Below are 12,341 nucleotides of genomic sequence, written 5' to 3' on the forward strand. Positions count from 1 at the left end.
CCCCTGGGGGGAGGGTTCGGATCCGATCAAACGCGTTCGATAACCGTTGCCGTGCCCATGCCGGCGCCGATGCAGAGCGTCACCAGCGCGGTGTTCAAGTCGCGGCGTTCGAGCTCGTCCAGAACCGTGCCGAGGATCATGGCGCCGGTGGCGCCGAGCGGGTGGCCCATGGCGATGGCGCCGCCATTGACGTTGATCCTGGCGTGGTCGATGTCGAAGGCCTGCATGTAGCGCAACACCACGGCGGCGAAGGCCTCATTCAGCTCGAAGAGGTCGATATCGGCAAGGCTCATGCCTGTCCGCTTCAACAGCTTTTCGGTGACGTCGACAGGCCCGGTCAGCATCAGGGCCGGATCGGATCCGATATTGGCGAAGGCCTTGATGCGGGCGCGGGGCTTCAGCCCCATGCTCTCGCCGCCCGCCTTGGAGCCCAAGAGAACGGCAGCGGCGCCATCGACGATGCCGGAGGAATTGCCGGCATGATGGACATAGTTGATACGTTCGATCTCCGGATGGGCCTGGATGCCGACGGCTTCGAAGCCGCCCATCTCGCCTGGCATCTGGAAGGAAGGGTTGAGGGAGGCGAGCGCCTGCATATCGGTGCCGGGGCGCATGTGCTCGTCCTTATCGAGGATCGTCAGGCCGTTCTGATCCTTGACCGGCACGACCGACTTGTCGAACCAGCCCTGCTGCCAGGCATGGGCAGCGCGCTTCTGGCTCTCGACGGCGTAGGCGTCGACATCGGTCCTGGTGAAACCGTATTTGGTGGCGATGAGATCGGCCGAGACGCCCTGCGGCATGAAAAAAGCCGGGAAATTCACCGAGGGATCCATGAACCATGCGCCGCCGGACATGCCGAGGCCGACGCGCGACATGCTTTCGACGCCGCCCGCGATGACGATGTCGTCGGCGCCCTGGGCGATCTTGCCGGCGCCGAAATTGACGGCATCGAGGCCGGAGGCGCAGAAGCGGGAGATCTGCATGCCGGGCGCCTTCGTCGAATATCCGGCTTCGAAGGCAGCGGCCTTGGGGATGACGGCGCCGGCATCCATGACCGGATCGACGCAGCCCATGATGATGTCGTCGACAGTTCGCGTGTCGAGCCCGTTGCGGTCGCGGATCGCTTCCAGCGTTTTTGCCGCAAGGCGAACGGAGGGCACCTCATGGAGCGCGCCGTCCTTCTTGCCGCGGCCGCGCGGCGTGCGGACGTGATCGTAAATGAAAACCTCGGTCATTGTCTCGTCTCCCTGGCGGCGCGGCGGCGCCGGTGAATTTCGTGTTTTCCCTTCTCCCCAGCGGGGAGAAGGTGGCCTCGAAGAGGTCGGATGAGGGGGCGCTCGCGGCAAACTCGACCTCGCTTGCGCGCGGTCGTTCGCTCTTTCGTCGCTCACCCCCTCATCTGTCCTTCGGACATCTTCTCCCCGCTGGGGAGAAGGGGGACACAATCAAAACGCTTCGGCGGCCAGCGCCATCATCGCGTCGGCGCCGGCTTCGATGCGGGCCTTGCGCAGCGCGGTTTCCGGCATGATGCGTTCCATGAAGAAGCGGGCGGTCACCAGCTTGTTCTTCAGGTAATCCTCGCGGTCTCCCCCGCCCGATGCAAGGCCGTCCTCGGCAGCTTTCGCCATCTTCGCCCACATATAGCCGAGAACGACAAGACCGAAGAGGTGCATGTAGTCGGTCGAGCCGGCGCCGGCATTGTCGGGCTTGGCCATGGCGTTCTGCATGAACCACATGGTCGCGCCCTGGACGTCGTTCAAGCCCTTCTTCAGATGCTTGGTGAAGAAGGAGAGCTTTTCGTCGCTGCGGTTTTCCTCGCAGAAATCGCCGATCTCCTTGAAGAGGGCCATGGCGGCGCGGCCGCCGTTGAGGGCGAGCTTGCGGCCGACGAGATCGAGCGCCTGAATGCCGTTGGCGCCTTCATAGATCATGGCGATGCGGGCATCGCGCACATACTGGCTCATGCCGTGTTCTTCGATATAGCCGTGGCCGCCGAAGACCTGCTGGGCCATGACGGCATGGTCGAAGCCCTTGTCGGTCATCACGCCCTTGAGGATCGGGGTGACGAGGCCGAGAATGTCGTCGGCCGTCTGGCGCTCCTTCTCGTCGGTGGCGCGGTGGGCGATATCGGATTTCAGCGCGGTCCAGAGCAGGAAGGCGCGGCCGGCCTCGTTGAAGGCGCGGATGGTCATCAGGGTGCGGCGGATATCAGGATGGACGATGATCGGATCGGCCTTCTTATCCGGCGCCTTGACGCCGGAGAGCGAGCGGCCCTGGATGCGGTCGCGGGCATAGCTCGCGGCATTCTGATAGGCGATCTCGGAAATGGCGATGCCCTGCAGGCCGACCATCAGGCGGGCCTCGTTCATCATCACGAACATGGCGTTGAGGCCGCGGTTTTCGGCGCCGATCAGAAAACCCGTCGCCTCGTCGTAGTTCATGACGCAGGTGGCGTTGCCGTGGATGCCCATCTTATGCTCGATCGCGCCGCAGGAAACGGCGTTGCGGGCGCCGGGCGCGCCGTCCTTGCCGACCAGAAATTTCGGGACGATGAAGAGCGAGATGCCCTTGGTGCCTTCGGGCGCACCTTCGATGCGGGCCAGCACCAGGTGGACGATATTGTCGGTCAGGTCGTGTTCGCCGGCAGAGATGAAGATCTTCTGGCCCGATATTTTGTAGCTGCCGTCGGCCTGCGGCACCGCCTTGGTGCGCAGCATGCCGAGATCGGTGCCGCAATGCGGCTCGGTCAGGTTCATGGTGCCGGACCAGGATCCGTCCACCATCTTCGGCAGGTAGGTCTCCTTCTGCTCCTGCGTGCCGTGGACGAGGATCGCGGCGATCGCGCCCTGCGTCAGGCCCGGATACATCATCAGCGACATATTGGCGGCGGAGGTATATTCGCCGACGGCGGCATGCAGCGTGTAGGGAAGCCCCTGCCCGCCGAATTCTTCCGGCACCGCAAGACCGATCCAACCGCCTTCGCGATAGGACTTGTAGGCCTCCTTGAAGCCCTTGGGCGTCGCGACGCTGGCATTGTCATGGCGCGTGCAGCCTTCCTGATCGCCGGAATAGTTCACCGGAAAGAGAACCTCTTCGGCAACCTTCGCCGCCTCCCCGAGGATCGCCTCGATCATGTCGGGCGTCGCATCGGCAAAACCCGGCAGATTGTTGTAGCGTTCGAGGCCCAGCACGTCGTTCAGGACGAAGAGCGTATCGTTCACCGGGGCCTTGTAGACTGGCATGTTGCGAATTCCTCCATTCGACTGACCGGGTCGCGCCGGCCTTGGGCACTGTCTTACAAAATATTGACGTTTGCGTAAACGTCAAATTCTGCACCTTGGCCGCCTTTTGAGAAAAAAATCTCAAGAGCCTGAATCCGCGCATTAAAGCAGAGCGCAGGAGACGTCATCTCCCCTTCCTTGTCCATCGGGGCACGTCGTATAAGAACGGACGTCCTTCATTTAGGCGATGGCTGCAATGCTTCAGGAGACCGCCGGCATGATCAGTTTCGAGGCGATAAGGCAGCGTGCGGAGGAACGAAAAGGCGGGGCAGCCGCGCTGCAGGCAATGCTCGATAACCACCAGCCGCATCACGACCGGCTGCGCGCCATATCAGACGACCGCATCCTTGCGGACATGACGCGGCGGGTTTTCTATAGCGGCTTCGTCCATAAGGTGATCGATGCGAAGTGGCCTGGTTTCGAGGCGGCCTTTTCCGGTTTCGATCCGGCAATGCTGAACATCGCGCCCGACGATTATTGGCACGACCTGACCTCGGACGAACGGATCATCCGCAACGGCGCCAAGATCATGTCGGTTCGGGCCAATGCCGCCTTTGTCAGGGAGCTGGCGAGGGAACATGGCAGCGCCGGCGCCTTTTTCGCCGATTGGCCGCGTGAAGACCAGATCGGCCTTCTCGATATGCTGAGCAAACGCGGCAGCCGGCTCGGCGGCATGACCGGGCAATATTTCCTGCGCGGCATCGGCCGCGACAGTTTCGTCGCCACGATGGATGTCCTCGCCTGCCTGAGATCCGCCGGCGTGCCGCTATCGGCCTCCGGCACGGCGAAGAAGGACCAGCAGCTGATCCAGCAGGCCTTCAATGAATGGGCCGAGGAAACCGGGCTTTCCTTCATTCATCTCTCCCGCATCAGCGCCTATTCGATCGATGCGGGCGAGCCGCACTGAAATTCCGGCGGCAGCGCAGGCCGGACAAAACAGCTTTCGCCGTGACCCTGAAAAGGCTAGCTTCATATTGTCGGAGCTGGCTAGGAGGAACCCGATGCCGCGACTGGATCACGTCACCATCGAAACACGCAATGCGCCTGTTATGATCGGCTTCCTGGAAACCTTGCTCGGCGTGAAGGAAGGTGATCGTCCGCCCTTCGCCTCACCTGGGCATTGGCTCTATCTCGACGGATGCCCGGTCATCCATCTCAGCCTGACATCGCGCAACACCGATTTTCCGCCCGGCATCTTCAACCATGTCGCCTTCAGTCTTTACGAATTCGGGCCGGCGCTGGAGCGCATCAAGGCAAGCGGCTATCGCTACGAATATTACGATATTCCCGACACCGATCTTGGCCAGGTCTTCGTTTACGGCCCCGAAGGCGTGAAGATCGAGCTGCAATATCCGCGGCCGGCCTGAGCGCTGGCCCGCCATCCGACTTGACGAATTCAACGGCAATTGCCGGCAAAAACGGCTTCTGCAGCGCAAACGTTAAAAAATTCTCATCGAGATTAACGGGTTGTTTACCACGTTTCGTGAAAGGTGCGGATTGAGCAGTAGTGATCCGCATTCCTTTTCCCTGTCTCGCGTTTCTAAAGGATGCCGCTACATCGTTCAGCCTGAGGAAAGTCTAATTGACTAACTTCTGATGAATGGTGCGCTCCGGTCCGCGTGAAGACGCTGGCCAAAGACGGAAAAGCCACGGATCGAGCTCTGACGAGAGATCGAGCAGTCGAAGCGAGCAAGAAGATGAACGGATCGCGATCAAATCCTTCCCGGCAGTCCGACAGGACCTCGCTCGATGCGCTGAACCGCACGATCGAAGGGCTGGAGGCGCGGATCGAAGGGCTGATGGGCAGCGGGCGCGACCAGCGGCCGCGCACGGCAACGCCCGAGCGCGACCCTTACGCAAACTCCTATGCGCCTCGCCCTGCAAGAGCGCCGATCGAGCAGCGGCCTGATCCGCTCGCCGAGATCCGCCAGCGCCAGCGCGCGCTCGAAGCCGGCCGCGAACGGCCCTATGCACGCGAACAAGCCACGCAGCTGCGCGAACCCGCGCCGCGCGCCGCAGCGCCGCAGCCTGCGCCCGCATTCCGGGCAGGCGATGATACGATGACGGAAATCGCCCAGGCGCTCGTCAACCTGCGCCAGGATCTGAAACGCGACATTTCCGAAGGCGTCACCCGCGAGATGAATGCGCTGCGCGCCGAGCTGCGCGAGATCAAGGACAATGCCGGGGACGGCCGTTTCGCCGACGACATCCGCGCCGACATGGGCCGCCTCGCCCAGAGCATCAGCCAGCTGACGGGCCGTTCGAACGGCCCGGAGGCAGCCGGCCTGCGCGAGGATTTCGAGGAGCTGCGCTCGCTGATGGACGGGCTGGCGCGCGAGGATTCACTGCGCCACATGGAAAACCGCTGGGACGGCTTCGAAAGCCGGCTTGCGGCACTCGACACCGAAGGGCTGCAGGAAGAGCTCGTCTCGCTCGCCTACCGGCTCGACGACATCAAACGCCACATCGGCGGCATGGGCGAAAGCCCGGCGGTGCGGGCGCTGGAAGACAAGCTCATCGCCATCGCCACGGCGATGGAACAGTTCGGTAACATGATCCAGCCGCACGACCGGATTATGTCCGAGCAATTCGCCGCCATGGACATGCGGCTCGACGAAATCAGCCGGGCGATCGCGGCAAGCGGGCGCGCTGCCGCCGCCAACGATCCGGCGCTGATGCAGCGGCTGGAAAGCCGGCTCTCGGCGCTGGCCGACCAGATCGACCTGATGAGCCATGACGCGGCCAGCCGCGCAACGCCCGCCGACGAGCTGGCGCTGCGGCTGGAGGCGCTGACATCGCGCGTCGAGGAACTGACGAAGGCGGAGGCGACGTCGCGGCTCGACGAGCGGCTGGAACATCTTTCCTATCTGCTGGAACGCACGCAGAAGGCCGCGCCGCAGGCCGACCTCACCGGCACGCTTTCCGACATTTCCCGTAAGATCGACGCGCTCGAGAACGGCGCCGTCAACGACGTGCTGGCGCAGCGGCTCGACTACCTCGCCCGGCGCATCGACGAGATGGCGCATCAGCCGCCGGCTCCGGCCGCCGCGATCGAGGATGGCGCCTTCCGCCGTATCGAAGGACGGCTGAGCGACATTGCCGCCCGGCTGGAGGAGAGCACGGCGGCACCGGCGACAGATCCGCGGGCGCTGAAAAACCTCGAAGACCAGATCGCCAATCTTTCGGCCTTGATGAGTGAGCCGCGCGAAAGCGCTGCGATCCCCGCCGACCTCGACCGGCGCATGGGCGCGATCGAAGACTATATGGCGACGAGCGACGAATATATCATCGAGGCCGCCCGCCAGGCGGCGGAAGCCGTCGTCGAAGCCTATTCGCGCAATGGCGGCGCCCAGGGCGCCGTGCCCGCCGCCGACATGTCGGCGCTGACCGCACTCGCCGAGGATCTGCGCCACCTCGAGGATATCACCCGCGACAGCGAGGAGCGCACCCACAAGACCTTCAAGGCGCTGCACGAGACGCTGGTGCATATCGCCGACCGGCTCGACGGCATGGAAGAGCGCGGACGGCCGATCGCCCAGATGCCGGTCGCCGACGTCGATTTCGATGTCGACCCTTACGCGCTTATGGTGGACGAGGCCGAGGCGGCTGCGGCAGCGGCCCCGACGGCAAAGGCTTCTCCAGTCATCCGCACGGCCGAAGTTGCAGCGGAACCTGCCGCCCCGACGCAGGCCGCGGTCATGAGCGGCGCGAGCGCGATCGCCATCGAAGCCGCGACCCGGCCGACGGAGGCTGCGGCAGCGGTGCCTGCAAAGGCCGGCCTGCTCGCCAGCCTCGGCAAGCGGCTGCGCCCCGGCAAGAAGGCCGAGACCAAGGCGAGCGACCGCGCGGTCATCGACCCGGCGCCGTCGATCGATCCCGCCGACGTGGTGCCGACGGACGCGGCAAACGAATTGCTTGAGCCGGGTTCCGGCACGCCCGACGTGAAGAAGATCCTTGAACGGGTGCGCGCCAGCCAGAGTGCCGCGCGCGGCAAGCCAGCCGGCGAAAACGATCGCGCCGATTACATTGCCGCCGCCCGCCGTGCGGCGCAGGCAGCCGCCATGGAGGTGGACGCCAATCCGAAGCCGGCGACGGTCAAGGCCGACAAGAAGGGCGCGAGCGCCGACAAAACAGGCAAGGCTGACAAAAGCGGCAAGAGCAGCGCTTTTTCGCGCTACCGGCGGCCGATCCTGCTGGCGGTCGGCGCGGTGCTGCTTGCCATCATGGCCTTTCCGCTTGCCCGCACGCTGACGACCGGCGAGTCCGCACCGCAGCCGCCGGCGGAAGTCTCGGTGCTGACAGGGGCGACGGAAGACCCCTCGCCGGCCCTGACGGAAGCAACACCCGCGCAGCCGGACGCCGGCGTTGCCGACACCAACGCTCCGGCAGCCGAGGCAACGCCTCCTGCCGCCGAACAGGCGCAACCGGAGGCAGCCCCGCCGGTTGCCGGCGAGCATCTGACCGACACGGCGCCGCTCGACGGCGAAGGCGCGGCAACTCTTGCCGCACCCGGCTCGGCCGGCGCAACACAGGAGACTTCAGGCTTCGTTCCGGACGCGCCCGCTACGGCGGCACCTGCACCGCAGGCAGCGATCACCGTTCCCGACACGATACAGCCGAAGTCGCTGGCCGATGCGGCGCGCGGCGGCGATGCGCTTGCCCTGTTCGAGATCGGCGCACGCTATTCGGACGGCCGCAACGGCGTGACCGTCGATCAGAAGCAAGCCGCAAGCTGGTACCAGCTCGCAGCCGACAAGGGCTTTGCGCCAGCGCAATACCGTCTCGGCAGCATGTATGAGAAAGGCAACGGCGTCGAACGGGACATCGACAAGGCGAAGGGCTTTTACGAGCAGGCGGCCAACCAGGGTAACGCCAGCGCCATGCACAATCTCGCCGTTCTCTACGCCTCCGGTGCGCTCGGTCAGCAGGATTACGCGACGGCCGCCTCCTGGTTCACCAAAGCTGCCAACCTCGGCATCACCGACAGCCAGTTCAATCTGGCGATTCTCTGTGCGAGGGGCAACGGGGTGCCGGCGGATCTCGAAGAATCCTACAAGTGGTTTGCGATCGCCGCCAAGGCAGGCGACAAGGATGCGGCGCAGAAACGCGACGAAGTGGCCAATGCCATGAAGCCCGATCAGCTCGAACGGGCGCGCGCCAAGGCCGATCTCTGGAAGCCGGAGCCGCTCGATCACCGCACCAACGGCATCGACGTGCCGGACGAATGGGCCGGCAACGGCACGAAGACGGCGAGCGTCGACATGAAGAAGGCGATCCGCAACATCCAGGCGATTCTCAACAACAACGGCTTCGACGCCGGCGTGCCGGATGGCGAAATGGGCGCGAAAACCGTCGCCGCGATCAAGAGCTTCCAGAAATCGATCGGCCAGGAGCCGGACGGCAAGGTGACCGACGCGACCGTGAAGGCACTGCTCGAACGCAACAAGCAGGGCACCAAGGCGATCTAAAGCACGCCGCGATCTTTCAGATTCGCTCGTCGCGCTTTAGGTCTTTGTTTTTACACGTGTCGTTCTCGCAAAACCGCGCACACTTTTGCGCGACACGCTCTAGAACGGCTCCCGCCGGTCGCGAAAATGACTATGTCTTGTTTGCGCCAACGCGGGCGCAAACCGCACGGCTCTTTTGCCCAAATCGCGCTAAAGAAGGCTTGCGGCATCTGGGCATTCACAATTTCTCCGCCGCCTGCCACGAAATCTGAAAAAAGCCGGATTATGCGGGACAGATCGCTCGACGCATCCGCCGAATCCCCTGTCGGCGACCTCATTGCCATCAGGGGAGCGATCGAAAGCCTCTGGCAACGATTTCACAATATGATGCGCATTCGAACGGGGACGTGACAAAAGCCGCTCGGCAGGAGCGGCCATCATTCGGGGTCGGTTGTGACAATCTATCTGCCTATCGCAGAATTGTCGGTGAACATCTTCATCATTCTCGGCATGGGGGCGGCCGTCGGATTCCTGTCAGGAATGTTCGGCGTCGGCGGCGGTTTTCTCATCACCCCGCTGCTGATCTTCTACAATATTCCGCCCGTCGTCGCGGTCGCCACCGGCGCCAACCAGGTGGTGGCCTCGTCGATATCGGGCGCCATCACGCATTTCCGGCGCGGCACGCTCGACGTCAAGCTCGGCACGGTGCTTCTGATCGGCGGCCTGACGGGCGCCACGGTCGGTATCTGGATCTTCTCGCTGCTGCGCGCCGTCGGCCAGCTCGATCTCATCATCTCGCTGATGTATGTCATCTTCCTCGGCACCGTCGGCGGACTGATGCTGCTCGAAAGCATCAATGCGATGCGGCGGGCGGCGCGCAACGAGCCGCCTGCGCCGCGCAAGCCCGGCCACCAGCACTGGGTGCACAAACTGCCGCTGAAGGTGCGCTTCAAGAAATCGAAGATCTTTCTCAGCGTTATTCCGATTGTCGCGCTCGGCTTTGCGATCGGCATCCTCACCTCGATCATGGGTGTCGGCGGCGGCTTCATCATGGTGCCGGCGATGATCTATCTGTTGCGCATCCCGACCAATGTCGTGGTGGGCACCTCGCTGTTCCAGATCATCTTCGTGACCGCCTATACGACGATCGTGCAGGCGGCGACGAACTATTCCGTCGATATCGTGCTCGCCTTCATTCTGATGGTGGCGGGCGTCATCGGGGCGCAATACGGCGTGCGCGTCGGCCAGAAGCTGCGCGGCGAGCAGCTGCGTGCGCTCCTCGGCCTGCTGGTGCTCGCCGTCGGCCTGCGCCTTGCGGTCGCGCTGGTGGTGACGCCGGCCGATGTCTATTCGGTGGTGATGGGAGCGGGCAACTGATGCGCCTGCTTGCCGCCTTCCTCGCTTTTCTTTGCCTGCTGCCGGCGACAGCCGGAGCGCAGTGGCTGCCGGGACAGGGCACGGAAGCCGTGCGCGAGGGGCTTGAGATCGGCACATCAACCAGCGAGATTGCCATCACCTCGGATTTCCACGGCGCGGATCTGACGATCTTCGGCGCACTTTCGAACACTGACCAGCTGCTGCTCGCCATCGGCCAATATGATGTCGTCGTGGTGCTGGAAGGACCACGCGAGGACGCGACGGTCCGCAAGAAAGAGCGCGTCTTCGGCATCTGGGTGAACAGGCGCTCGATGACGTTCGAAGCTGTGCCGCATTCCTATTCGATGTCGAGTTCGCGCGGGATTGACGACCTGACGACCCCGCTCGACATGACCGATCGCGGGATCGGTATCGATCACATTCCGCTGACCCCCGTCGGCTTCGTCGGCGATGGCAGCAATCTCGGCGAGTTCCGCCAGGCCTTCCTGCGATTGCAGCAGGCGGGCGCGCTCTACGACCGCAACCCGAGCGGCGTACGGTTCGTCTCCTCCAACCTCTTCAAGGCAAGCCTGCGCCTGCCGGCGAACATACCGAATGGCGTGCATACGGTGCGCGCCTATCTCTTCAAGAGCGGCAATTTCGTCACCGAAAAATCGCTGCCGCTGCGCGTCATCAAGACCGGCATCGAGCAGACGATCACCGACGCGGCGCATGAGCAGCCGATCCTCTACGGCTTTGCGGCGGTGCTGCTCGCCGTCATCACCGGCTGGAGCGCCAGCCTGATCTTCCGCAAGGACTGATCCGCAGCTAGGCGGTTCGTCTTCTTTCCCAGCCTTTGTACAGCCGGCAATCGCGGAGCATTCATCATGCTTCGGAAAACTGCTTGCATTTTGCTATCAGTCACTTTACGTTTCAACCAGTTGCTAAAAACAACTGGTTTTCGGCTGTGGCCTCTGTGCCCAAAGGAGGATAAAATGAGAAAGCTTGTGGTCTGGAACCTGATGACACTCGACGGTTATTTCGAGGGCACGAAGCCCTGGGATATCGATTTCCATAATCTCGCCTGGGGACCCGAGCTGGAGCGATATGCCGAGCGGGTCGGCGAAGAGGCGGATCTGCTGGTCTTCGGCCGCAAGACCTATGAAGGCATGGTCGCCTACTGGCCGACCGCCGAAGGCGAAGGCAAGATCAAGGCCTATATGAACGCCATCGCCAAGATCGCCGTATCGAAGACGATGACCGAGCCCGGCTGGAACAATGCCCGCATCGTCAGCGATCCGATCCCCGAATTGACGAAGCTGAAGCAGGAGAGCGGCAAGACGATCTTCATCTTCGGAAGCGCCGAGCTTGCCGACACGCTCATGAAAGCGGGCCTCATCGACGAAGTCAGGGTTTGCGTGGTGCCTGTCATTCTCGGCGGCGGCAATCCGCTTTTCAAGCCGGCCGAAGGCCAAGTGCCGCTGAAACTCATCGAGTCCTCGACGACCGAAACCGGTGCGGTGATCCTGCGCTACGAGCCCGTCAAGGCATAGCCGACCGGGTCATCGATCAGAAAAGTCGGCATTCGACTAAAAACCGGTTCTTAACATTTACGAGTTAGTAATCTCTCGGAAATGAGAGGTTTGGTTATGCGTACTCGTATCGTTTTGACGGCCGTGGGCCTCGCGCTGCTTGTCGGCTGCGCGACCGCGCCGAAGCAAACGAGAAACATCTGCTCCGTGTTCGACCAGCGCGAGGGGCTTTTTTCCAGCTGGCAGAGTGCGGCCGAGCGGACGGAGAAAAAATACGGCGTGCCCGTGCCGATCCTGATGGCGACGATGTACACCGAATCCGGCTTCCAACCTTATGCGCGGCCGCCTCGCACCAAGCTGTTCGGCTTCATTCCCTGGACAAGGCCTTCGACGGCCTACGGCTATTCGCAGGCGCTCGACGGGACATGGGATCACTACCAGTCGCAGACGAGAAACTGGAACGCGCGGAGGACGAATTTCGCCGACGCGATCGATTTCATCGGCTGGTATCACTATCAGAACAGCGCCGAGACGGGCATTCCGCTGAACGACGCCTATAATCTCTATCTTGCCTACTATTCCGGGCCGACGGGATATAAGCGCGGTGACTGGCGCTCGAACGGCCAATTGCAGCAGACGGCGCAGAAGTTCGCGCGGATGGCGGGAACGTATCAGCAGCAGTTACAAGGGTGTAATTAACGGCAGTTGGGTGCCACACGGCACGC

9 protein-coding genes are annotated in these 12,341 nt (G+C 63.1%); 7 read left to right on the plus strand and 2 right to left on the minus strand.

Annotated elements, in window-relative coordinates:
• Positions 1 to 26: 26 nt before the first annotated feature.
• Together ATY77_RS22640 and ATY77_RS22645 are read right to left on the minus strand one after the other, a co-directional pair.
• Positions 27 to 1,235 carry an acetyl-CoA C-acetyltransferase gene (locus ATY77_RS22640; protein ID WP_088688917.1) on the minus strand — a complete coding sequence of 403 codons (1,209 nt, stop codon included), beginning with the start codon at positions 1,233 to 1,235 and terminating at the stop codon, positions 27 to 29.
• A gap of 210 nt (positions 1,236 to 1,445) precedes the next feature.
• Positions 1,446 to 3,242: an acyl-CoA dehydrogenase C-terminal domain-containing protein gene (locus ATY77_RS22645; RefSeq protein ID WP_088688918.1), complete on the minus strand. Its 1,797-nt coding sequence runs from the start codon at positions 3,240 to 3,242 to the stop codon at positions 1,446 to 1,448.
• Between the two features lie 256 nt (positions 3,243 to 3,498).
• Here ATY77_RS22645 and ATY77_RS22650 point away from each other — a divergent pair, with 256 nt between their 5' ends.
• The 7 genes from ATY77_RS22650 (at position 3,499) to ATY77_RS22680 (ending at position 12,315) form a co-directional block, all read left to right on the plus strand.
• Complete coding sequence (locus ATY77_RS22650; protein WP_088688989.1) at positions 3,499 to 4,188, plus strand: DNA-3-methyladenine glycosylase I; 690 nt, start codon at positions 3,499 to 3,501, stop codon at positions 4,186 to 4,188.
• A 94-nt stretch (positions 4,189 to 4,282) separates the two neighbouring features.
• Positions 4,283 to 4,648 carry a VOC family protein gene (locus ATY77_RS22655; RefSeq protein ID WP_088688919.1) on the plus strand — a complete coding sequence of 122 codons (366 nt, stop codon included), beginning with the start codon at positions 4,283 to 4,285 and terminating at the stop codon, positions 4,646 to 4,648.
• 330 nt (positions 4,649 to 4,978) lie between these two features.
• Entirely contained in the window at positions 4,979 to 8,749 is a 3,771-nt protein-coding gene (locus ATY77_RS22660) for a peptidoglycan-binding protein (RefSeq protein ID WP_088688920.1), read from the plus strand.
• A 432-nt stretch (positions 8,750 to 9,181) separates the two neighbouring features.
• Positions 9,182 to 10,105, plus strand: coding sequence for a sulfite exporter TauE/SafE family protein (locus ATY77_RS22665; protein ID WP_088676756.1), 924 nt, complete (start codon positions 9,182 to 9,184; stop codon positions 10,103 to 10,105).
• A complete protein-coding gene (locus ATY77_RS22670; RefSeq protein ID WP_088688921.1) occupies positions 10,105 to 10,905 on the plus strand; it encodes a TIGR02186 family protein in 801 nt (266 codons plus the stop codon). The genes ATY77_RS22665 and ATY77_RS22670 overlap by 1 nt, the downstream gene beginning before the upstream one ends.
• A 174-nt stretch (positions 10,906 to 11,079) precedes the next feature.
• Complete coding sequence (locus ATY77_RS22675; protein ID WP_088688922.1) at positions 11,080 to 11,637, plus strand: dihydrofolate reductase family protein; 558 nt, start codon at positions 11,080 to 11,082, stop codon at positions 11,635 to 11,637.
• A gap of 96 nt (positions 11,638 to 11,733) precedes the next feature.
• Entirely contained in the window at positions 11,734 to 12,315 is a 582-nt protein-coding gene (locus ATY77_RS22680) for a transglycosylase SLT domain-containing protein (protein WP_088688923.1), read from the plus strand.
• Positions 12,316 to 12,341: the final 26 nt, after the last annotated feature.

The sequence above is a fragment of the Rhizobium sp. R634 genome, from assembly GCF_002211305.1.
GTDB lineage: Bacteria > Pseudomonadota > Alphaproteobacteria > Rhizobiales > Rhizobiaceae > Rhizobium.